The organism is Kribbella jejuensis (assembly GCF_006715085.1).
Lineage (GTDB): Bacteria > Actinomycetota > Actinomycetes > Propionibacteriales > Kribbellaceae > Kribbella > Kribbella jejuensis.
In genome coordinates this window covers 1,531,494-1,552,037 of record NZ_VFMM01000001.1, presented here as the reverse complement: position 1 = coordinate 1,552,037, position 20,544 = coordinate 1,531,494, and the positions used below count along the sequence as shown (strand labels likewise).

Genomic DNA, 20,544 nt, shown 5'->3' with positions numbered 1-20,544 from the left:
AGCTGGGTCACGGGGTGTTGCAACTGGGGGGTACGGGATTAGCGTGGAGATATGTACACCATCGAGCTGCAGGCCGAGGAGCTTCAGATGCTGCGCTCGGCCCTTGGGTGCTACCTCCAGGCGTTCGGCCACAACGAAGCAGACCTGGTCAAAGCCGCCAGAGCCCTACTCCTCAAACTCCCAGAAGAAATCGAAACCAAAGCAGGCTAACTTCTTGGGCGCACCGTCGGGGGGGACTGGTTTCCTGGTGTGCCCTCGCCCCAGCTGCTTTCAGCTTCTTGGGCGCACCGTCAGGGGGACTGGCTTCTTGGTGTCCCCCCACCCCCACCTGCTTTTAGCTTCTCGGGCGCACTGTTAGGGGACTGGTTTCCTGGTGTCCCCCCACCCCCACCTGCTTTTAGCTTCTTGGGCGCACCGTCAGGGGGACTGGCTTCTTGGTGTCGGTGAAGAAGTCGTTGCCCTTGTCGTCCACCACGATGAATGCCGGGAAGTCCTCGACCTGGATCTTCCAGATCGCCTCCATGCCGAGCTCCGGGTACTCGATCACGTCCACGGACTTGATGCAGTCCTGCGCGAGCCGCGCCGCCGGCCCGCCGATCGACCCCAGGTAGAACCCGCCGTGCTCCTTGCACGCCGCCGTCACCTTCGCCGACCGGTTGCCCTTGGCAAGCATCACGAACGAACCACCCGCGGCCTGGAACTGGTCGACGTACGCGTCCATCCGCCCCGCCGTCGTCGGTCCGAACGACCCGGACGCGTACCCCTCCGGCGTCTTCGCGGGCCCCGCGTAGTACACCGCGTGATCGCGCAAGTACGACGGCATCGGCTCACCCGCGTCCAGCCGCTCCTTGATCTTCGCGTGCGCGATGTCCCGCGCCACCACGAGCGGTCCGCTCAGCGACAGCCGCGTCTTCACGGGCAGCTTCGACAGCTCCGCGCGGATCTCCGACATCGGCCGGTTCAGGTCGATCCGGACCACCTCGGAGTCGTCGAGGTGTTCGTCGGTGGTGTCCGGCAGGAACCGCGCCGGCTCCTTCTCCAGCTGCTCCAGGAACACACCCTCCGGCGTGATCTTCGCCAGCGCCTGGCGGTCCGCCGAACACGACACCGCGATCGCCACCGGGCAGGACGCGCCGTGCCGCGGCAACCGGATCACGCGGACGTCGTGGCAGAAGTACTTCCCGCCGAACTGGGCGCCGATCCCGAACTCCTGGGTGAGTTTGAAGACCTCCTCCTCGAGTTCCACGTCCCGGAACCCGTGCCCCACCGGCGATCCGGTCGTCGGCAGCGTGTCCAGGTAGTGCGCGGAGGCGTACTTCGCGGTCTTCAGCGCGTACTCGGCGGAGGTGCCGCCGACGACGATCGCCAGGTGGTACGGCGGGCAGGCCGCCGTACCGAGCGAGCGGATCTTCTCGTCCAGGAACTCGATCATCCGCGCGGGGTTCAGCACGGCCTTCGTCTCCTGGTACAGGAAGGACTTGTTCGCGGAGCCGCCGCCCTTGGCCATGAACAGGAACTTGTACGCCGGGTCGCCGTGCTGCGGGGTCGAGTACAGCTCGATCTGCGCCGGGAGGTTGGAGCCGGTGTTCTTCTCGTCCCACATGGTCAGCGGTGCCATCTGGCTGTAGCGCAGGTTCAGCTTCGTGTACGCGTCGTACACGCCGCGGCTGATCCACTCCTCGTCGACCGCGCCGGTCAGCACGCCCTCGGACTTCTTGCCCATCACGATCGCGGTACCGGTGTCCTGGCACATCGGGAGGACGCCGCCGGCCGAGATGTTCGCGTTCTTCAACAGGTCGAGCGCGACGAACCGGTCGTTCCCGGACGCCTCCGGGTCGTCGATGATCCGCCGCAACTGCTCCAGGTGCGCGGTCCGCAGGTAGTGCGAGATGTCGTGCATGGCTTCCGCGGTCAGCTGCTGCAACACCTCGGGCTGCACCTGCAGGAACGTCCGAGCGCCCACCGTGAACGTGCTGACACCTTCAGTCGTCAGCAGCCGGTACTCCGTCTCGTCGGCACCCAACGGCAAGAGCTCGGAGTAGTTGAAGTCGGCAGACACCGCGGCATACCTCCAGCAGGAGTGGACTGAACCCCCAAATCCTAGTTCTCCCCACCCCGCACCCCCACGCGACCTCCGTCTCACCCGCCCCGAGGCAACCGTCAGCCGAGAAGGACCCGCCAAGCGCGCCCGAGCTCGGCCCCGAGCGTGAGTCGCCGGTAGGCGCGTGTGGTGTTGCTCGACCTGGCCGCCGGCCAGCCCGCCGGCGCCGGCACCCGGCTGCGAAGGGCTGAGGACAGAACGACCATCGCGATGATGCTGCCGACGAACACGAAGCCGCCGACCGCCAGCTGCGGCGGTCCCGTCCACTGCGCGAGAATGTCGCACCCGGGCCCGCCGTACAAGCCGACGAAGGCCAGCAGGTACACGCCCGCGAGCACGCGGCCGCCGCGGATGCCTGTCCAGTCCATGGAGGACAGTATGAGGCCGGCTCAGGGGTGGGGTCAGGGGTGAATCGGGGGAGAAACCTGGCGGCGGACGCACCGTCCCGCGCGTATGGTTTTGGGGTGGCTCAGGATGATGTTCCCCAGCAGAACCGACCGCAGGACGTCGTGCCGGCGCAGGCCGTGGATCCGGTGCTGCGGCGGCGGGTGTCCGACCTCGAGCGCGAGGAGGTCGCCGACGTACTGCGCGACGCCGCCGGCGAGGGCCGCCTGACGTACGCCGAGCTCGAAGAGCGGCTGGAGACGCTGTACTCCTCCAAGACGTACGGCGAACTCGTCGAGCTGACCGCCGACCTCCCGAACGGCCTGCGCCCGCCCGGTGCGCCGGCGACCACCCCGCAGTACGGCGGCACCGTGGTCGAGCGCGGGCCGGTGATCAACACCATCCTGTCCGAGACCAAGCGGACAGGCGCCTGGCTGGTACCGCAGCGCCAGGAGGTGAACGCGGTCCTCGGCGACGTCACACTCGACTACACCGAGGCGGAGATCCCGTTCGACGACATCCAGATCGACGTGAAGTCGATCCTCGCCGACGTGAAGATCCGCGTCCCGCAGAACGCGATCGTCCTGCTGGACAGCAACCCCATCCTCGGCTCGGTCTCCGAACAGGAATCCGGTCTCAAGGCCGTCCCCGACCCGAACACCAACCCCGCCGCCCCCAAACGCTTCCACATCCGCGGCACCGCCATCCTCGGCGAAATCAAGATCAAACGAGGCCCCCGCCTAACCAAACGCCTCGGCCTCACATAGCCGACGTACGGCGCCGTTCCGCGAGTACGTCGATCAGCCAGTATCTGAGGGCCGCGACGTTGCAAACGTGGCGGGGGGTGAGGCGGAGCTCTCTTTTGCTGACGGCCGGTACGACGGCGAACGAGAGCTCGTCTCCCGTATCGTCCAACTCGGTGACGCCGCTGATGTCGTCCCAGGCCAAGTACCGCTTGCGCCCGAGCCGGATGCCACTCGTGTCAACCGTCAGCGCCGGCCGTTGGGTCAGCAACTGCCAGCCACTGACGCACAGACCGACCGCGACGGCCGTCGTCACCACGATCGCGATGATCCGCAGGACGCCGCCGCTCCGCAGTGCTGGCGGAAGCTGAACGGCCGCCAGAAGTACGAAAAACACTCCGGCAGCGCGCGTCTGCCGGAGCTGATGTTCCCGCCGCAGCGGAAACACGACCCGCCCGGACCGCTGCAACTCGGCGGCCCACACCTCGGTCGGCCCATCACCGATCGCTGGCATCGTCAGCCTTTTCAACGGTTTCCGACCGACGCTGCTCTTCGAGCAGTTCCTCGAGCCAGGTTTTGAACGTTTGCAGGTCGTTGACGTGTTGCCGGGTGAGGAGCAGGTCGTTGGCCCAGATGTTCTTCGGGTGGACGGGGAGCTGGCGGACGGGTCGGGGACCGCGGATGAGTCCGATCGAGCCGACGTCGGTCCAGGCGATCGAGCGGCGGCCTTGGCGGATGCCGCTTCGGTCGACGATCAGGTACGGGCGCTGGGTGATGAGCGTGTAGGCGAGCACGATCAGGACGACGGCGTAGACCGCGATCGACAGATAGCCGAAGAAGCGGCCCACGTCGTCGGCGAGCATGTCCGGCAGCCTGCTCAGCGTCATCAGCGCCGGGCCGAGCAGGAAGAGGAACGGGTACTGCATGAACGACCACCGCCGCAGCGGGAACTCGACGCGGCCGTTGCGGTGCCACTCGACCATCCACGCCTCGGGTAGGCGTTCGCCCATGACCGCCATGTCGCCCCCAGCTCGCACAGCCCCGCCCCCGGAGCAGAAACACTGTAATGCACTCGGGGGCGGAATGGCTGGGTTACGGGTGCCGGGTGGTTCGGTGGGTGGTGGCGGTCCAGCGGGCGGCGTGGCGGTTGATGGCTATGGGGTGGTTGAAGGTTGCCGAGATCAACGGTGTGGTGATGACGTCCTCGACCGCGCCGGCCGCGAGCAGGCGGCCGGCGTGGAGGAGGGCGGCGTGGGTGGTGCAGGTGGGGAGTTCTTCTAGGTGGTGGGTGACCAGGATCCATGCCAGCCGCGGGTGGTTGGCGTGGATCTGGTCGAGGGTTTCCAGGAGCTGTTCGCGGGCCGCGACGTCCAGGCCGGTGGAGGGTTCGTCGAGGAGCATCAACTGTGGGTCGGAAATGAGGGCTCGGGCGATCAGCGCGCGGCCGCGTTCGCCCTGGGACAGCGTCGTCCACGGGGAGGAAGCGAGCGCGCTGATGCCCAGGAGGTCGATGAGTTCGTCGGCGCGTTCGATCTGAGCAGGTCTCGGTTCCCAGCGCGGCATGCGTTCGACGGTGCCGGTGAGGCCGGTCAGTACGACGTCCCGGATGCTCAGCGGCGACCGCAGCGGATGCCGCGGATTCACGTGCCCGATGGACTCACGCAACGTGCGGATGTCGACCGTACCGAGCCGCCGGCCCAGGATCTCGACGGTACCGCGGGTCGGATGCGTCACCGCGCCGCACAACCCGAGCATCGTGCTCTTCCCGGCGCCGTTCGGCCCGAGCAGCGCCCACCGCTTGCCCTCCCCGACGGTCAGCGACACCCCGGACAGCAGCTCCTTGCCGTCCCGGACGAAGTCGACGTCCTTCAGTTCGAGCACCCGTAAACCTCCTCGTACAAGGCCTTCAACTCCTCCGCACCCGCTTCCCGCCCGGTGGCATCAGTGTGCCGCTGCACGTGCTGCGCGAACTCACGTTCTTGAGCAGTGGACAACCGGATCCCGTACACAGACTCCAGTACGTGCGCGATCCCACCCTTACCCGACTGGCTGTTCACCCGGACGACGGCCTCGTACCCGCGGCCGACATCCGCCGGATCGATCGGCAGATACGGCACCTCCCACAGACCGTCCCCTTGGACGGCGAACCCCTTGCGGATCGCGTCCTGATGCGTTCCGGAAAAGGCTGTATAGACGAGTTCCCCGACGTACGGGTGCCGCGGATGGATCGGCATCCGCGTGCAGTACTCCACCACGGAACGGATCCCGTCGATGTCGGAGAAGTCGATCATCGGGTCCACGCCCTGCGCGTGCAGGTTCAGCGCGAGCGTGGCGATGTCGACATTTCCGGTCCGTTCACCGTTTCCGAACACGCATCCCTCGACCCGCTGAGCACCGGCGAGTACGGCGAGCTCGGCGCAGGCGATCCCGGTACCGCGGTCGTTGTGCGGATGGACCGACAGGATGACGCCGTCGCGGCGCGGCAGGTTCTGATCCATGTACTCGATCTGGTCGGCGTACACGTTCGGCGTCGCGGCCTCGATCGTCGCGGGCAGGTTCAGGATCACCGGCCGCTCCGGCGTCGCGTCCCACTGCTTGGTGAGGTGGTCCGCGAGTTCGAGCACGTAGTCCGGCTCGGTCAGGTTGTACACCTCGGGCGAGAACTGGAACCGCACCGAGTCCCCGGCCAGTCGCAGGATCTCCTCGGACCCCGCGTAGATCATCGAGGCGAGTTCGTCGCGGGACTTACGCAGTACGACGTCCCGCCACACCGGCGCGGTCGCGGCGTACATGTGGATCACGACGTCGCCCCGCATCCCGGCGACCGACTCGACGGTCCGGGCGATCAGGTCCGGACGGGCCGGTGTGAACACCACGATCGTGACATCGGCCGGGACCAGGTCGGATTCCACCAACAACCGGACGAAGTCGAAGTCGGTCTGCGACGCGGACGGGTACCCGACCTCGATCTCTTTGTAGCCAATGGCAACCATCAGCTCGAAGAACGTGCGCTTGCGTTCGGGATCCATCGGGTCGGCCAGCGCCTGGTTGCCGTCGCGGAGGTCGACGGGCACCCACAGCGGTGCCTGGGTGATCCGGCGGTCCGGCCAGGTCCGGTCGACCGGCGCGACCGGGACCTTCGCGAAGATGTCGCGGTACTTGTGGCTGGGCATCGGGGAGGGCTGCTGACGGTTCATCGGGAGAGGTCCTTCCAGAGCTGTAGGAGGACCGGCACACGACTGCACTCCACGAAGGGAGCGCCGGTCGAATCAGCTCCCGCCGTGGCGGCGAAGGAGGAGGAGACCCGGCAGCAAGCGCATGCCGAGCACGCTATCAACTCCTCAGACAAGCTGACAAGTCGGTTCCGGATATCCTGACCCGCATGATTCGCCGACACCCGCTCGCCGAGCAGGCGGCCGAGGAGCTGTTGCGCCGGATCGGCAGCGGCGAGTTCACGCTCGGCTCCAAGCTTCCGGGCGAGACCACGCTGGCCGCGCAGCTCGGCGTCGGCCGGTCGACGATCCGCGAGGCGGTCCGTGAACTGGCCGGCCGCCGGGTGCTGGAGAGCCGCCAGGGCGCAGGCGTGTTCGTGATTGCACTGCAGGCCGCCGAGGACTGGGACAAGGTTCTGCGCAAGGCGGACATCAGCGACGTACTGGAAGGCCGGTTGGCGATCGAGACCGAGGCCGCCCGACTGGCCGCGTCCCGCCGTACGCCGGGGGACCTGAAGAACTTCCGCTACACCCTCGGAGACCGCAAACGGGCCGCCGCGAACGCGCCGGACGACTGGTACATCGAAGCGGACCTGGCCTTCCACCGCGCCGTCGTCACGGCGGCGCACAACGCCGTACTGACCGAGCTCTTCGATACGTTCGTACCTCGGATCCGCCGGGCGATGATCGACATGCTCACGCTCGACGACGAACACCGGTACCGGCACGACCAGGCCGCGCACGAGGCGATCGCCGACGCCATCCGCGCGAAGGACGGCGAGCTCGCGGCCGCCCGCGCACGCGAGCAGCTCAGCGCCGCCCGGAGCTCCGTCAGCTAGGGCATGTCTGACAATCCAGCGCCTACTGCGGGGCACTCGGCACGGCACCTCGCCGCACGGGTGCAAAGGCCACGATGCTCCGCATCGAGTCCTTCGCCCCCGCGCGCCGATGCACCGCACCGAGCACCTCCTCGCTACGGCGCTGGATTGTCAGACATGCCCTAGGTGCTGCTGGTGCAGCGAGCGCAGCCAAGGAGCGAGCGCGTCCAGGTCCTCGACGTTGTCGTGGGAGATCGAGATCGGCCGGGTACGCCGGTCCACCGGGCGTACCTGCACCGCCCGCGCGAGCGGGAGGCCGGTCGGTTCGCCGATGCTCGTGATCCGCGACCACGGCAGGCTGCGGCCGCGCGTGATGCCCTCGGCGTTCACCGTCACCACCGGGCGGTTCGTGACGAGCTGCCACGCGGCCAGCCCGGTGCCGTAGACGAACGCCGCGAGCGCGGTCAACCGCAGTACGCCGAGAGCGCCGGACACACCGTCCGCGCGCAGGTGGTCGACGTTCGTCCACACCGACAGCAGCATCAGCAGGCCGAAGCCGACCAGCCGGACCATCAGCCGGCCGCGGCGCGGCGGGAACTCCACGCTGCCCTTGGTCTCGAGCTCGGAGGTCCAGGCCTCGACGGACACCGTCACGAACCCCAGGTCGCGAGGTGCTCGGCCGCGGTCGGCGGGTCGGCGCCGTGCCGCGTACAGGTGATCGCGGCCGCCTTCACCGCGTAGTCCACGACGTCGTTCAGGTCGTCGTACGTCAGTCCGGCCAGCCGCCGCTCGCCGAGCAGGCCGCGCTTGTCCAGCCCGGCGATCAGCGCGGACATGAACGAGTCACCGGCGCCGACCGTGTCGACAACCTGGATCGCGGGCGCGCTCACGTCGACCTGCGCGTCCCTGCTGACCCCGAGAGCGCCCTTGCCGCCGCGCGTGATCACCACGCACTGCGTTCGCTCGACCGTCAGCAGCTCCGCGGCGATGTCCACCGGTTCGACGCCGGGGCGGAGGAACTCGCAGTCCTCGTCGCTCAGCTTCACCAGGTCGCTCGATGCGGCCAGCCTCCGTACGGCGGCCCACGTCGAGACCGGGTCCGGCGTGATGCTCGGCCGCGCGTTCGGGTCCAGCGTCACAGTGACGGGCTGGTCGGCGACCGACTCCAGGAACGCCCGGATCGCCGCGGCGCCGGGCTCGAGCACGGTCGCGATCGACCCCGTGTGGATCGCCGGGCAACCGCGCGACAGCGACAGCGCCGGCGGTTCCCAGGTGATGTCGAACTGGTACGTCGCGACGCCCTCCGCGTCGAGCGTCGCGGTCGCGGTACTGGTCCGGAAGTTCGGGTCGACCGACCCCGGCGCGAGCTGTACGCCGTTCCCGAACAGGTGCGCGCCGAGCTGGTCGCCGTACACGTCGGTCCCGAACCGGGTCACCAGTTCGGTCGGTACGCCGAGGCGCGCCAGCCCGACCGCGACGTTCGCGGGCGAACCGCCCGGCGTCGCCTTGGCCTTCCCGTTGCCGTTGCGCGGCTTGACCGCCGTACCCACGATGTCCACGAGAGCCTCGCCGATGACGAGGACCGGCGCGCTCATCGGGCGTGCTCGAAGTCGATCGCGGAGTAGGCGCGCAGCTTCTCCAGTTGGTGGACGCTCTCGATCGAGCGGATCGTGCCACTGCGCGACCGCATCACCAGCGAGTGCGTGCGCGCGGTCGAGCGGCCGTACCGGACGCCGCGGAGCAGTTCGCCGTCGGTGATCCCGGTCGCGACGAAGAAGCAGTCGTCACCGCTGACCAGGTCGTCGGTGTCGAGCACCCGGTCCAGGTCGTGGCCCGCGTCGAGCGCCTTCTGCCGTTCGGCATCGTCGCGCGGCCAGAGCTTGCCCTGGATCTTTCCGCCCAGGCACTTCATCGCGCAGGCGGCGATGATGCCCTCGGGCGTACCGCCGATGCCGAGCAACATGTCCAGACCGGTGTCCGGGCGGGCCGCCTCGACCGCGCCGGCCACGTCGCCGTCGGAGATGAACTTGATCCGCGCGCCGGTGGCCCGGATCTGGGTGGCGAGCTCGGTGTGCCGCGGCCGGTCGAGCAGTACGACGGTGACGTCGTCGACCGACGAGCCCTTCGCCTTCGCCACCCGGCGGATGTTCTCCGCCACCGGGAGCCGGATGTCGACCACCTCGGCCGCCTCCGGTCCGACGACCAGCTTTTCCATGTAGAACACGGCGGACGGGTCGTACATCGAGTTCCGCGGCGAGACCGCCATCACCGCGATCCCGTTGGCCATGCCCTTCGCCACCAGCGTCGTACCGTCGACCGGGTCGACCGCGACGTCGCACTCCGGACCCTCGCCGGCGCCGACCTGCTCGCCGTTGAAGAGCATCGGGGCGTTGTCCTTCTCGCCCTCGCCGATCACCACGACGCCGTTCATCCCGACCGTGCCGATCAGCGTACGCATCGCGTTCACGGCCGCGCCGTCGGCGCCGTTCTTGTCGCCGCGTCCGACCCAGCGCCCGGCCGCCATCGCCGCGGCCTCGGTGACCCGCACCAGTTCGAGGGCGAGGTTCCGGTCGGGCGCATGCGCGTCGACCTCCAGATGTGCCGGTGGCGATGTCGGGTCCGTCATGTCCACGGATCGTAGCCAACGAGCGTGACCGGTGTTCGATCGGATTGCGCAACGCGAGACACTGTGGCCATGAGTTCCACAGGTCAGGACGCTTCCGGCGAGGCAGCGGCGACGGAGAAGGCGCGCGAACGTGCCCAAGTGCTCGCCGAGGCGGACGAGTACCGGCAGGCGTACCGGCGGGACAAGGCGAAGTCGCAGACCGTCGGCAACATGGTCGGCGCGCTGGTGATCTGCCTGGCCGTCGTCGCGTTCCTGATGCTGGTCACCTGGCGGCCGAAGCACGAAGAGGTGAAGGCCGTCGAGTACACCGCGCAGCTGGAGGACGCCCGCAAGGCCGCGTCCTGGGCCCGCGGCCCGGAGCCGATGCCGACCGGCTGGACCGCGACCAGCGTGGAATTCAGGGCGCCGCAGCAGGAGCCGATCACCTGGCACCTCGGCGTCGTCACCAACGAGCGGAAGTACGTCGGCCTCGAGCAGTCCAACGTCACCACTCCGAAGTTCCAGGCCGACAAGCTCGGCCGGACCTCCTACGACGGGACGTCGGCGGTCGCGGGTGTGACCTGGCAACGGAAGATCCTGCTCGACCGGAAGGGCGAGAACGCCTTGGTGCTGGTCGGTTCCGGGGTGACCACGATCGTCGCCGGAAACGCCGGCTATCCGGCGCTTGAAGCGTTCGCTTCGGTGCTTCGCTGACACTGCGCTGAACACTGGGCTGACACTGCGCTGATTCCGGCGGCTCTTGACACCCGGCCGGAGAACTTGGTCTGATCGAAACTCGGCTTGCACGCTCGGGGAAAAGCGAAAGGCCAGTGGGTATGTGTCCTTGTCCCACGCCGTCGCGGGTGGGGAGTTGACCGGGCGATGTTCATCACGGGGCTTCTGCTGGGTGCGGACAGTTCGCCGCATCTCGGTGCGCCGTGGCAGTTGCTGGCCTATCAGGGCGGCACGTTGTTCGGGGCGGCGCTGGACGGGGCGCGGGACTGCGGGTTCGACCAACTCGTCGTGACCCTGGGCACCGCCTCGGAGCAGATCCGCGAACGGGTCGATCTGGACGGCGTCCGGGTAGTCGAGTCGCCGCACGCCGACACCGGCAGCGCGTCGATCGTGCCCGCGCTGGACGCAGTCGACCGGCGCGCCGACGGGATCGTCGTACTGCCCGGCGACCAGCCCGGGATCACTTCGGCCGCCGTCTGGTCGCTGGTTGCCGAGGTCGCCACTCCGATCGGCGTCTGCCGGTACGACGACGGCGAGAGCTACCCGTGCTGGTTCGGCCGCGAGCTGTTCGGCGAACTCCGCCGGCTGCGGACCGACGCCGACCTGTGGAACCCGATCAACGACGGCACCCACCCGGTCACCCGAGTCGATGCCATCGGCGCGACACCTCCCCGGGCGACCACCTGGTCGTCGTACCACCAGCTGTTGTCCGGCAGCCCTGACCTGTCCGACGAGCTCCCGCACCCGGTCCGCGCCACGTCGTACGCGCGGCGCCGTCGCCGTACCAACAGCTGAGGGCGGACCGCCGGCACTCACCAACCGCGCCGTCGCGGCGTCCGGCACGCTCAGAGCCGCGGTCTGGCCTGCTTCGCGCGCGGGTTAGTGAGTGCTGCAGGTCCGCATCAGTCGGCGCCGACCAGTCGGAGGCCCACGACGCCGATGACGATCAGGGCGATGCAGGCCAGGCGGGCCGGGGTGACCGGCTCGTGGAACAGCACGATGCCGAGCGTCACCACGCCGACCGAGCCGATGCCGGTCCAGATCGCGTACGCCGTACCGACCGGGAGGCGGTCGAGCGTCTTCGCCAGCAGCGCGACCGAGATCACGCCGAACACCAGCACGCCGAGCGTCGGCCAGAGCCGGCTGAACCCCTCGCTCGGTTTCAGGCTGAGCGCGAACGCGATCTCGAACGCCGCCGCGGCGAGCAGAACGATCCACGCCATCAGACCGTCCCCCGATCGAGGCTGCTGATGCGGTAGGTCGTCATGCAGCGAGCGCTCCTCTCAGGTGCCGGTGCGTGACGGTCGCGACCCGCGCGCCGAGTGCGGCTGCCGTACGCAGGTCGGTCGCCGGCGGCGCCTTCTCCGCGGAGAGGTCGGCGTCGGACTGCGCCATCGCACCCATCCAGCTGCCGAGGCGGTTGAGGTCCTCGATGCTCGCGGTGCTGTCCGCCCAGCCAGGGTAGATGTCCAGGCCGACCCAGATCATCCCGTGCTGCGCGGCGAACACGGCCAGGTCGACGAGGCTGTTCAGCTTGTCGCCGGACATCGCCTTCGAGTTGGTGAAACCGGCCGCGATCTTGTCCCGCCAGCCGAGGTCGGCGGCCCAGATCCGGACGCTCTCCTCGGCGAACTTCTTGAAGACCCAGCTCGGGCTGCCCATGTATGTCGGGGCGCCGAAGATGATCGCGTCCGCCGCGGTCAACCGCTCCCAGACCTCCTCGGTCAGCTCGTCGAGCGGAACGAGGTCGGTCGTGGTGTCGGGCACTGATGCCGCCCCGGCCGCGACGGCCTCGGCCTGTTTCGCGGTGTGCCCGTATCCGGAGTGGTAGGCGATGGCGATCCGGGCGTTGCTCATGTGCTTCCTCCTGAGGCTTTAGCGGACTACAGTCCGTCTTATGAAGGACACTACCGGACCGCGGTCCGTTTCACAACGGGATCTCCCGGTCGTGGGTTCGCCACGCCCGGAGCGAGCGGACGCCAAGCGCAATCGGCTGCGCGTACTGGAGGCGGCCGAGCGACTGTTCACCGAGCACGGGGTGAAGAACGTTTCGCTCGACGCGATCGCGGCGGAGGCCGGGGTCGGCAAGGGCACCGTATTCCGCCGCTTCGGGGACCGCGCGGGGCTCGCGGTCGCGCTGCTCGACGAGCGCGAGCAGGAGCTGCAGGCGAAGATCCTCAGCGGCCCGCCACCGCTAGGTCCGGGCGCACCGCCGGTTGTGCGGGTACTGGCCTTCCTCGACGCGTACCTGGATCTGCTCGACCGGCACGTGGCCCTGTTCATGGACAGCGAGAACGCGTCGGACGGCGCCCGCTACCGAATCGGCTCGTACCACCTCTGGCACCGCCACCTGTCCCACCTGATCGAGTCCGCCCGCCCAGACCTCGACGCGGACTACACCGCCCACGTCCTCCTGGCCCCCCTGGCCGCCGACCTCCACAACGCCCTACGCACCCAGGGCTTCCCCCTGCCCCGCCTAAAAACCGGCCTCGCCGCAGTAGCCAGAAATCTACTCAGTTCCTGACCACCGCCGGGCTGTGGTTTGTCGGGGTCAGTTGGGTTTTTCCTCGTGGGTGGCTTGGGCTTTGGTTAGGCGTTCTCGGGCGCCGTCCAGCCAGCGTTGACAGGTGGTGGCCAGTTCTTCGCCGCGTTCCCACAGGGCGAGGGATTCTTCGAGGGTGGTGCCGCCGGCTTCGAGTTTGCGGACTACCTCGACGAGTTCCTCGCGGGCCTGTTCGTACGTCATCTCAGGTCGGTCGCTCACGTGTTGTCCTCCTTGACTTCGACCGCGAACCGGCCGTCGCTGACCCGCGCCTGCAGCAGGTCACCCGGCGCGACCTGCGCCACTTCCCGTACGGCGGTCCCGTCCGCCAACTGGAGCACCGAGTACCCCCGCTCGAGCGTCGCCTTCGGGGACAACGCCCGTACGCTGGCCAACCGGTGCGCGAGATCGTCACCGGCCCGATCCAGCCGATGCGTCAATGTCCGCCGGTTCCGCTCGACCAGCGCCGCGATCTCGTCCGACCGCCGCTGCAGGTCGGTCACCGGCGCGGCGAGGGCGGGCCGCGAACGGATCGCCGCCAGCGCATGTGCCTCCCGCTCCAGCCACGACCGGATCGCCCGCGATCCCCGCTCACGCAGCAGATGCACGCCGTCGAGCTCTTCGTGTACGTCGGGCACGACCCGTTTCGCCGCGTCCGTCGGCGTCGACGCGCGCAGGTCCGCGACCAGGTCGAGCAGCGGACTGTCCGGCTCGTGGCCGATCGCGCTCACCACCGGTGTACTCGTCTTGGAAACCGCGCGGATCAGCCCTTCGTCGGAGAACGGCAGCAGGTCCTCCAGCGAGCCGCCGCCGCGCGCGATCACGATCACCTCGACCGCGTCGTCGGCGTCCAGCTTCCGCAGCGCGGTCATCACCTCGCCGGCCGCCGACGGCCCCTGGACCGACGCGTACTCGATCCGGAACGCGACCGCCGGCCAGCGGCGCTTCGCGTTCTCGAGCACGTCCCGCTCGGCCGCGGAGTCCCGCCCGCAGATCAGCCCGATCGTGTGCGGCAGGAACGGCAGCTTCTTCTTCCGGTACGGCTCGAAGAGCCCCTCGGCGCCGAGTAGTTGCTTCAGCCGCTCGATCCGCGCCAGCAGCTCGCCGATCCCGACGTGCCGGATCTCGCTGACCGCGAGCGCGAGCGTGCCGCGCCGGGCGAAGAAGTTCGGCTTGGCGTGCACGAGCACCCGGGAACCGTCGCGGACGTCGACGGCCTCGAACACCCGGCGATTGCAGGTGAACCGCAGCGAGATGTCCGCGTCGGTGTCGCGCAGCGTGCCGAACACGGTCGTCGTACCCCGCCCGATCGAGACGTCCGTCAGCTGCCCTTCGACCCACACGGCCCCGAGCTGGTTGATCCAGCTCGCAATCCCGTTCGCAATGGTCCGAACGGCCGCAGGCGCTTCCGGCGACGTCTCCAAAGCCACCCCCAGACCCTACGACCCCCCACCGACAATTAACTAACGTTGCGTGATGCGCCCACTCCACCTACCCGGTCCCCGTCGGGGCCTGTGCGCCGAAAATCCTTTGCGGACAAGGGTTTCGGTCGGCATTCTTGAGGTCTGGTAACACCTCCCGGCGGGGGAGCCGTTCGGACAGGGCGGGCGGCTCCTCGGCGTGTTTTCGGGTGATGCTGCTCACAGCATCCGATGCGGGCGTGTCGATCGCGGCCCGTACCATGGGGGCGTGACTTCCCAGCCTGATGACACCCGTACGACGAAGCGCGTGCTGCTCGCGGCGCCCCGTGGGTACTGCGCGGGTGTGGACCGGGCCGTGGTCGCGGTGGAGAAGGCTCTCGATCTGTACGGTCCGCCCGTGTACGTGCGCAAGGAGATCGTGCACAACAAGTACGTCGTACAGACCCTGCAGAAGCGTGGCGCGATCTTCGTCGACGAGACCGTCGAGGTGCCGGAGGGGAAGACCGTGATCTTCTCCGCGCACGGTGTCGCGCCGGTGGTGCACGAGGAGGCGGCCGCGCGGCAGCTGAAGACGATCGACGCGACCTGCCCGCTGGTCACCAAGGTGCACCACGAGGCGAAGCGGTTCGCCGCCACCGACTACGACATCCTGCTGATCGGCCACGAGGGCCACGAGGAGGTCATCGGCACCTCCGGCGAGGCTCCGGAGCACGTACACATCGTCGACGGGCCCGACGACGTACCGAACGTGACGGTCCGCGACCCGGAGAAGGTCGTCTGGCTGTCGCAGACCACGCTGTCGGTCGACGAGACGATGGAGACGGTACGCCGCCTGCGCGAGCGCTTCCCGCACTTGCAGGACCCGCCGAGCGACGACATCTGCTATGCCACCCAGAACCGCCAGGCCGCGGTGAAGAAGCTCGCCCCCGAGGCTGACCTGATGCTGGTCGTCGGCTCCCGCAACTCGTCGAACTCGGTCCGCCTGGTCGAGGTCGCGATCGAGCACGGCGCCAAGGACGGCCACCTGGTCGACTTCGCCGACGAGATCGACGAGGCGTGGCTCGAGGGCGTCGACGCGGTCGGTGTCAGCAGTGGCGCCAGCGTGCCGGAGGTCCTCGTCCGCGACGTCCTCCGCTGGCTGGCCGAGCGCGGCTACGGTGAGGTCCAGGAAGTCACCACCGCGGAGGAGAGCCTCACCTTCGCCCTCCCCCGCGACCTCCGCTCCGACCTGAAGGCCGCCGGCTTGCCCACCACCGGCACCTCCGACCACGCCTGGACTATTTGATCGTCACCTGGGTCGACTTCGTCACCGGCACCCAGCCACTCTTGCTGCAGTACTTGACGGTGTACTTGAAGGTGTAGCTGCCTGCGTTCGGGTAGGTGTGCGTACCTGTTCCGTTGGTTCCGGTGCCATCGTTCATCAGTGTGTAGGTCTGGTGCCCGGTGGTCCGGGGCGACCCGCTGACGCACTTGACGCCGCCCGCGTCCGAGCCGCTTTGCTGACCGTCGCCGAAGAAGTACTGCGTCCCGCCGAGCAGGTCGAGGAAGTCGATGCCCGACGTCGACAGCGGCTTGCCGGTGTCGTCGACCGGTACCAGCGAGGCCCCGGACAGCGTCACCTTCATGGTCACGGTGCGGCCCTTGACCGTCGGCTTCAGCGTCACGTGTACGCCGAGCGCGGGCGGATTCGACGTAGTGGCCGGCGGGGGAGTGTTGGTGTTGGTGCTGCTCGGTGTGTGTACCGCGCCGGTCACCTGCGTGGACGGTGCAGTCGATGTGGACTGTGTGCGGGGTGCAGTCGGTGTGGTCGTCGTCGGGGTGATGACGACGCTCGGCGTGTTCGACACCGGCGGGCGGCCGTCGATGTCCGTGACGTTGGTGACGGCAACAGCCACCGCGACCACCGCGGCCGCGGCCAGCGTCATCGCTCCGACGGCGCGCCGGCGGCGTGCCTTCCGGACCCGCGTGAACACGGCCTGGCTGGGCACCGCGCTCGGTGGTGGCGGATCGGCAACCAGCTGCTCGAGCTTGTCCTTGAGATCGTCGGTCATGTCAGCCCTCCTTCTGGACCGTGGCGGGGATCGCGGTGATCAGTTCGTGTTCGCGGAGCTTCGCCAGTCCGCGGGAGACGTTCGACTTCACGGTGCCGACCGAGCAGCCCATGATCTGGGCGATCTCGGCCTCGGGGAGATCCTCGAAGTACCGCAGTACCAAGGCCGCGCGGGTACGCCGGGGCAACGAATTGAGTGCCCGCAGCAACAGATCCCGGTCGTCGACGGTGCCGTACTGCTCGTTGGCATGGCGCTCGGGCAGTTGCTCGGTCGGCGTCTCGCCGCGCCACTTCCGGCGCCACCACTGGGTGCTGGTGTTCACCATCACGGTCCTGGTGTAGCTCTCCAGTGCGGTACCGCTGCGCAGCGAGTTCCGGTGGAACCACACTTTGGTGAGCGACGTCTGTACCAGGTCCTCGGCCAGATGCCATTCACCGGTCAGCAGATACCCGAACCGCTGCAGCGCGGTGAACCGCCCGTCCACGAACTCGGCGAATTCGTGGTCGCGTCCTGGATCCATCCCAACCCCCAGCTCGTTCAACTCGGTCAGACTTGTGATGCCCGACCGAGCCGCAAAGGTTGAGTCGTGATCCGAACAGGCGAAGGTTGTGATGTTCCGGACGTGCATGCCGGGCACCAGGCAGTTCTTGAGCGCGGCAGCCCGGGACCGGCACCCGGCCCGTTGGGTGCAGTCGTTCGTGGTCGCCGAGGACGACCTGGTCGTGCAGTTCGGCTCCCGCGAGGTCCACTGGCCCGGCGGCGGGTTCCGGGGCTTCGAGCTGGCCGAGGGTGTCTGCACCCGGGATGTAGCGTTCGCGTACCGGCTCCGTGACGGCCGCATCGCCGAGCGCTGGGCGATCAGGGACGATCTCGCGATGATCCTCCAGCTCGGTGGCCTCCGTCAGTGACCGCCGAAACTGCGGGATCCACGCTCAGCTGACCGCGTCGTAGTGCTCCTGGGCCTTGGTGATGGCGGGCAGGTTTGTTTCGGCCCACTCGGTGAGGACGCTGATCGGGTCGATCAGGGAGGCGCCCATCGGGGTCAGCGTGTAGACGACGCGGGGCGGGATCTCGGGGTAGACCTCGCGGGTGAGGAGGCCGTCGCGCTCCATCCGGCGGAGGGTCTGGGTGAGGACCTTGGGCGCGACCTGGCCGATGCCGTCGCGGAGTTCGGTGAAGCGCCGCGGGCCGCCGCGCAGGACGAGTACGACGAGCACCGTCCACTTGTCGCCCAGGCGGTCCAGGATCACCCGGGTCGGGCAGTTCGGGTCGAACACATTTCCTTTGGTTACCACAAGGTACTTATAGCACGTTGAAGTAGCCAGTTACCAATGGATACCGTCTACGTCGAACCTACGGAGACAAGGAGCAAGGGATGAAGATCGCGGTGTTCGGGGCGAGCGGGATGGTCGGCAGCCGGGTGGCGGCCGAGGCGGTGAGCCGCTGTCACGAGGTGACCGGTGTCACCCGTTCGGGCGGCGAACTGCCGGCCGGCGTCCGCGCGGTGCAGGGCAGCGCGAACGACGCCACCGCGAAGGAGCTGGCGGCGGACGCGGACGTGCTGGTCGCGGCGATCGGCCCGAGCCGCACCGGTGGCGACCACCAGGAGTACCTGGATGCGGTCGACAACCTGGTCGCGGCTGTACGCGGGACGGCGACCCGGCTGTTCGTGGTCGGCGGCGCCGGCAGCTTGGTTGTCAACGGCAACCGTGTGGTGGACGGCCCGGACTTCCCGGCCGAGTACAAGCAGGAATCGCTGACCGTCTCCCAGGCGCTGGAGAACCTGCGCGCCACCGGCGACGACGTCAACTGGACGATGCTCTCGCCCGCGTTCGTGATCGCCCCGGGCGAGCGCACCGGCACCTTCCGGCTCGGCGGCGACGAGCCGGTCGGCGACCACATCTCCGCCGAGGACTACGCCGTCGCCCTGCTCAACGAGGCCGAGACCCCGACCCACAACCGCAAGCGCTTCACCCTGGGCTACTGACCGGCTTCCCCAGATACCCGCGGGCGAGCATTGTCACCCACTGGTAGACGGCGTCCTCGGCGGGCGCCAGTGGACCGGGGCGGAAGTGTGGGGACTCGGCGCCGCGCTGCACCGACTCGCACGCCGCCCAGTCCTCGCGGTTGGTGATGTCCCAGAACTCCACGGCGTACGACGGGTCCGTCACCTCGGGCCGGAAGTACCACGAGCACTCGACCGTGGTCAGCCCTGGCGCGCGTGGCTCGAGGCGATGGGTCATCACGTAGTCGGGGTGCAGTGAGAGCAGCAGGTTCGGGAACAGGCCGAGGTAGTTCACCCGCCGCTGATCAACGCCCGGCAACGGAATCCCGGCCGACCGGCCGTCGAGCGACATGGTCTCGGCGTCCGGTCGGAGGTCCATCAGTCCGCCGACCCACGCGCCGGGCAGGCTCCAGTTGTCGCCCGAGGTCGGCGGCGACACCTTGCACAGCTCGGGGTGGATCAGCGGGCAGTGGTAGCACTCGTGGTAGTTCTCCACGATCGTCTTCCAGTTCGCCGCCACGTCGTACGTGTGCCGTGCTTTCAGAGACAGCGTTTCCGGCGCGTACGGCGCGACGAGTTCGGTGATCCCGCCGAGGTGCTCCGCGAACGGTCCCGCAGTACCGGTCGCGTTCACGAACAACCACCCGTGCCACACCTCGGCCGGCAGCTCGACCAGACCATACGGTTTGGTATGGAAAGAGTCGCCCATCCGCGGCGCGGCCTTCACCGACCCGTCGAGCTCGTACGACCACCCGTGGTACGGGCACACCAGCGCCGGCCGATCGCCCGACTCCTCCGCCCGCAGCAGTTCGTGCCCGCGATGCCTGCATACGTTGGCGAACGCCCGCGGCCGGTCTCCGAACGTCAGCACCGTCGCGATGTCGCCGACGGTCACCTCGCGGTACGTCGTACCGTTCGACAGTTCGGCGGCGCGACCGAGGCAGGTCCACGTCCCGCCGAAGAAGTGCCGGCGTTCCCACGCGAGCACGTCAGGGTCGACGTACGCCGCCCGCGGCAGCATGACGGATTCGCCGTGCGGCCGGAGGGACGCTTCCAGGGCGCGGGCGTCGACGGGAGGGTTCGGCATTCACCTACTATCGGGTGAATTCGGTGTACTTGCCCAGGACGTAGTCCCAGCCGGTGTCGTAGCTGAGTCGGGCCTGGCGGCCGTCGCTGCGGCGTTCCCAGCCGGCGTGCACGAGTCTGACCTCGGTGCCCTCGGCGGAGGGAGTGAAGGTGACGGTCACCTGTCCGGCCTCGGCGGGATCCTGGCCCGGGTGCCAGCTGAAGCTGAGCGACGCCGGCGGGTTCCACTCCGACAGGGTGCCCCAGACCGCGAGCACGCCCTCGGCGCCGTACTCGACGATCTGTCCGCCGACGGCACCTTCCAGCCGTACTTCGTTCGCCGCCGCCTCGCCGACCGAGTGCCGGAACAGCGGCCACCACTTCGACGTCTCCGCGGTGAACGCCTCGAACGCGCGCTCCACACCGACCGGTACCGTCACCGTCTTCACCAGGGGTGATAGGTCTTGTTCCACGATCATTTCCGTTCCTCCTCGAGCCGAACAGTCCGCGCGACATGGTCGGCGTACGCCTGCAACGTGTCGCCCCAGAACTGGTCGAGCCAGCTGCGCAACTCGTCCAGTCCGGCCTGGTGGACGCGGTAGATGTTCCGCGTCCCCCGCGACTCGTGCTGCACGAGCCCGACCGCGCCGAGCACCTTGAGGTGCTGCGAGATCGCGGGCCGGCTGACGGGCACGCGCTCGGCCAGTACGCCGACCGAGCACGGCCCGCCGGTTCGCAGCGTCTCGAGAATCACCCGCCGGGTCGGGTCGCCCAGCGCATCGAGCACCGGTCCGGCCGCTTCGAGTGATCCGTAAGTCTCCACGAACGGTAAGTTGCCACTAACGGATCAAGGAGTCAAGGC

The 20,544-nt window shown here is 68.6% G+C and carries 28 protein-coding genes; 9 read left to right on the top strand and 19 right to left on the bottom strand.

Annotated features, from left to right (window positions below; all coding sequences use genetic code 11):
- Nucleotides 1–51: 51 nt before the first annotated feature.
- Nucleotides 52–210 (top strand): hypothetical protein, encoded by a 159-nt coding sequence (locus tag FB475_RS36675; RefSeq protein ID WP_185759128.1) that lies wholly within the window; start codon nucleotides 52–54, stop codon nucleotides 208–210.
- Nucleotides 211–397: 187 nt separating this feature from the next.
- On the opposite strand, the gene FB475_RS07565 is transcribed toward FB475_RS36675, so the two are convergent.
- Both FB475_RS07565 and FB475_RS07560 read right to left on the bottom strand, forming a co-directional pair.
- Entirely contained in the window at nucleotides 398–2,059 is a 1,662-nt protein-coding gene (locus FB475_RS07565) for a fumarate hydratase (protein WP_141853817.1), read from the bottom strand.
- Nucleotides 2,060–2,160: 101 nt separating this feature from the next.
- Nucleotides 2,161–2,469, bottom strand: a complete 309-nt coding sequence (locus tag FB475_RS07560; protein ID WP_141853815.1) for a hypothetical protein — start codon at nucleotides 2,467–2,469, stop codon at nucleotides 2,161–2,163.
- Between the two features lie 96 nt (nucleotides 2,470–2,565).
- Between FB475_RS07560 and FB475_RS07555 the strand changes: the two genes are divergently transcribed.
- Complete coding sequence (locus FB475_RS07555; protein ID WP_141853813.1) at nucleotides 2,566–3,252, top strand: DUF1707 SHOCT-like domain-containing protein; 687 nt, start codon at nucleotides 2,566–2,568, stop codon at nucleotides 3,250–3,252.
- On the opposite strand, the gene FB475_RS07550 is transcribed toward FB475_RS07555, so the two are convergent.
- From FB475_RS07550 to FB475_RS07535, 4 genes are all read right to left on the bottom strand, one after another.
- Nucleotides 3,245–3,742, bottom strand: coding sequence for a hypothetical protein (locus FB475_RS07550; RefSeq protein WP_141853811.1), 498 nt, complete (start codon nucleotides 3,740–3,742; stop codon nucleotides 3,245–3,247). The two genes, FB475_RS07555 and FB475_RS07550, sit on opposite strands and share 8 nt — an antisense overlap.
- Nucleotides 3,726–4,247 carry a hypothetical protein gene (locus FB475_RS07545; protein ID WP_141853809.1) on the bottom strand — a complete coding sequence of 174 codons (522 nt, stop codon included), beginning with the start codon at nucleotides 4,245–4,247 and terminating at the stop codon, nucleotides 3,726–3,728. Before FB475_RS07545 ends, FB475_RS07550 begins: the two co-directional genes overlap by 17 nt.
- Before the next feature lie 73 nt (nucleotides 4,248–4,320).
- Nucleotides 4,321–5,109, bottom strand: coding sequence for an ABC transporter ATP-binding protein (locus FB475_RS07540; protein WP_141853807.1), 789 nt, complete (start codon nucleotides 5,107–5,109; stop codon nucleotides 4,321–4,323).
- Nucleotides 5,097–6,425, bottom strand: a complete 1,329-nt coding sequence (locus tag FB475_RS07535; RefSeq protein WP_238332015.1) for a 2-isopropylmalate synthase — start codon at nucleotides 6,423–6,425, stop codon at nucleotides 5,097–5,099. Before FB475_RS07535 ends, FB475_RS07540 begins: the two co-directional genes overlap by 13 nt.
- Nucleotides 6,426–6,610: 185 nt before the next feature.
- Here FB475_RS07535 and FB475_RS07530 point away from each other — a divergent pair, with 185 nt between their 5' ends.
- Nucleotides 6,611–7,279 carry a FadR/GntR family transcriptional regulator gene (locus tag FB475_RS07530; protein WP_141853805.1) on the top strand — a complete coding sequence of 223 codons (669 nt, stop codon included), beginning with the start codon at nucleotides 6,611–6,613 and terminating at the stop codon, nucleotides 7,277–7,279.
- A gap of 150 nt (nucleotides 7,280–7,429) precedes the next feature.
- Here the strand turns inward: FB475_RS07530 and FB475_RS07525 are convergent, their stop codons facing one another.
- From FB475_RS07525 to glpX, 3 genes are read right to left on the bottom strand one after another with little or no spacing between them, the layout of a single operon-like run.
- Nucleotides 7,430–7,912, bottom strand: a complete 483-nt coding sequence (locus FB475_RS07525; protein ID WP_141853803.1) for a hypothetical protein — start codon at nucleotides 7,910–7,912, stop codon at nucleotides 7,430–7,432.
- A complete protein-coding gene (locus FB475_RS07520; protein WP_141853801.1) occupies nucleotides 7,909–8,853 on the bottom strand; it encodes a carbohydrate kinase family protein in 945 nt (314 codons plus the stop codon). The genes FB475_RS07525 and FB475_RS07520 overlap by 4 nt, the downstream gene beginning before the upstream one ends.
- The gene (gene glpX, locus FB475_RS07515; RefSeq protein WP_141853799.1) at nucleotides 8,850–9,884 is read right to left on the bottom strand and encodes a class II fructose-bisphosphatase; all 1,035 of its coding nucleotides are present in this window, start codon (nucleotides 9,882–9,884) and stop codon (nucleotides 8,850–8,852) included. The genes FB475_RS07520 and glpX overlap by 4 nt, the downstream gene beginning before the upstream one ends.
- A gap of 69 nt (nucleotides 9,885–9,953) precedes the next feature.
- On the opposite strand from glpX, the gene FB475_RS07510 reads away from it, so the two are divergent.
- Nucleotides 9,954–10,577: a DUF4245 domain-containing protein gene (locus tag FB475_RS07510; RefSeq protein WP_141853797.1), complete on the top strand. Its 624-nt coding sequence runs from the start codon at nucleotides 9,954–9,956 to the stop codon at nucleotides 10,575–10,577.
- 168 nt (nucleotides 10,578–10,745) lie between these two features.
- Nucleotides 10,746–11,393 carry a nucleotidyltransferase family protein gene (locus FB475_RS07505; RefSeq protein WP_141853795.1) on the top strand — a complete coding sequence of 216 codons (648 nt, stop codon included), beginning with the start codon at nucleotides 10,746–10,748 and terminating at the stop codon, nucleotides 11,391–11,393.
- A 107-nt stretch (nucleotides 11,394–11,500) separates the two neighbouring features.
- Here the strand turns inward: FB475_RS07505 and FB475_RS07500 are convergent, their stop codons facing one another.
- Both FB475_RS07500 and FB475_RS07495 read right to left on the bottom strand, forming a co-directional pair.
- Complete coding sequence (locus FB475_RS07500) at nucleotides 11,501–11,821, bottom strand: DMT family transporter (RefSeq protein WP_141853793.1); 321 nt, start codon at nucleotides 11,819–11,821, stop codon at nucleotides 11,501–11,503.
- Between the two features lie 40 nt (nucleotides 11,822–11,861).
- Nucleotides 11,862–12,455, bottom strand: coding sequence for a flavodoxin family protein (locus FB475_RS07495; protein ID WP_141853791.1), 594 nt, complete (start codon nucleotides 12,453–12,455; stop codon nucleotides 11,862–11,864).
- Nucleotides 12,456–12,546: 91 nt separating this feature from the next.
- On the opposite strand from FB475_RS07495, the gene FB475_RS07490 reads away from it, so the two are divergent.
- Entirely contained in the window at nucleotides 12,547–13,122 is a 576-nt protein-coding gene (locus tag FB475_RS07490; RefSeq protein WP_238332014.1) for a TetR/AcrR family transcriptional regulator, read from the top strand.
- Nucleotides 13,123–13,149: 27 nt separating this feature from the next.
- Here the strand turns inward: FB475_RS07490 and FB475_RS07485 are convergent, their stop codons facing one another.
- Both FB475_RS07485 and xseA read right to left on the bottom strand, forming a co-directional pair.
- Nucleotides 13,150–13,344: an exodeoxyribonuclease VII small subunit gene (locus FB475_RS07485; protein ID WP_238332264.1), complete on the bottom strand. Its 195-nt coding sequence runs from the start codon at nucleotides 13,342–13,344 to the stop codon at nucleotides 13,150–13,152.
- Between the two features lie 14 nt (nucleotides 13,345–13,358).
- The gene (gene xseA, locus FB475_RS07480) at nucleotides 13,359–14,570 is read right to left on the bottom strand and encodes an exodeoxyribonuclease VII large subunit (protein WP_141853785.1); all 1,212 of its coding nucleotides are present in this window, start codon (nucleotides 14,568–14,570) and stop codon (nucleotides 13,359–13,361) included.
- A gap of 259 nt (nucleotides 14,571–14,829) precedes the next feature.
- Between xseA and FB475_RS07475 the strand changes: the two genes are divergently transcribed.
- Nucleotides 14,830–15,846, top strand: coding sequence for a 4-hydroxy-3-methylbut-2-enyl diphosphate reductase (locus FB475_RS07475; protein ID WP_141853783.1), 1,017 nt, complete (start codon nucleotides 14,830–14,832; stop codon nucleotides 15,844–15,846).
- On the opposite strand, the gene FB475_RS07470 is transcribed toward FB475_RS07475, so the two are convergent.
- Nucleotides 15,839–16,612 (bottom strand): hypothetical protein, encoded by a 774-nt coding sequence (locus tag FB475_RS07470; RefSeq protein ID WP_141853781.1) that lies wholly within the window; start codon nucleotides 16,610–16,612, stop codon nucleotides 15,839–15,841. The two genes, FB475_RS07475 and FB475_RS07470, sit on opposite strands and share 8 nt — an antisense overlap.
- Before the next feature lies 1 nt (nucleotide 16,613).
- Entirely contained in the window at nucleotides 16,614–17,132 is a 519-nt protein-coding gene (locus FB475_RS07465) for a SigE family RNA polymerase sigma factor (RefSeq protein ID WP_141853779.1), read from the bottom strand.
- A 106-nt stretch (nucleotides 17,133–17,238) separates the two neighbouring features.
- Between FB475_RS07465 and FB475_RS07460 the strand changes: the two genes are divergently transcribed.
- Nucleotides 17,239–17,520: a nuclear transport factor 2 family protein gene (locus tag FB475_RS07460; RefSeq protein ID WP_185759126.1), complete on the top strand. Its 282-nt coding sequence runs from the start codon at nucleotides 17,239–17,241 to the stop codon at nucleotides 17,518–17,520.
- Nucleotides 17,521–17,544: 24 nt separating this feature from the next.
- Here the strand turns inward: FB475_RS07460 and FB475_RS07455 are convergent, their stop codons facing one another.
- The gene (locus tag FB475_RS07455) at nucleotides 17,545–17,889 is read right to left on the bottom strand and encodes a winged helix-turn-helix transcriptional regulator (protein ID WP_202878278.1); all 345 of its coding nucleotides are present in this window, start codon (nucleotides 17,887–17,889) and stop codon (nucleotides 17,545–17,547) included.
- A 98-nt stretch (nucleotides 17,890–17,987) separates the two neighbouring features.
- Between FB475_RS07455 and FB475_RS07450 the strand changes: the two genes are divergently transcribed.
- Nucleotides 17,988–18,599 carry an NAD(P)-dependent oxidoreductase gene (locus FB475_RS07450; protein ID WP_141853775.1) on the top strand — a complete coding sequence of 204 codons (612 nt, stop codon included), beginning with the start codon at nucleotides 17,988–17,990 and terminating at the stop codon, nucleotides 18,597–18,599.
- Here FB475_RS07450 and FB475_RS07445 read toward each other — a convergent pair.
- The 3 genes from FB475_RS07445 to FB475_RS07435 are packed head-to-tail and all read right to left on the bottom strand — an operon-like array spanning nucleotide 18,583 to nucleotide 20,505.
- A complete protein-coding gene (locus tag FB475_RS07445) occupies nucleotides 18,583–19,704 on the bottom strand; it encodes an aromatic ring-hydroxylating oxygenase subunit alpha (RefSeq protein WP_141853773.1) in 1,122 nt (373 codons plus the stop codon). The genes FB475_RS07450 and FB475_RS07445 overlap by 17 nt on opposite strands.
- 7 nt (nucleotides 19,705–19,711) lie before the next feature.
- The gene (locus FB475_RS07440; RefSeq protein ID WP_141853771.1) at nucleotides 19,712–20,161 is read right to left on the bottom strand and encodes an SRPBCC domain-containing protein; all 450 of its coding nucleotides are present in this window, start codon (nucleotides 20,159–20,161) and stop codon (nucleotides 19,712–19,714) included.
- Nucleotides 20,158–20,505 (bottom strand): ArsR/SmtB family transcription factor, encoded by a 348-nt coding sequence (locus FB475_RS07435; RefSeq protein ID WP_141853769.1) that lies wholly within the window; start codon nucleotides 20,503–20,505, stop codon nucleotides 20,158–20,160. Before FB475_RS07435 ends, FB475_RS07440 begins: the two co-directional genes overlap by 4 nt.
- Nucleotides 20,506–20,544: the final 39 nt, after the last annotated feature.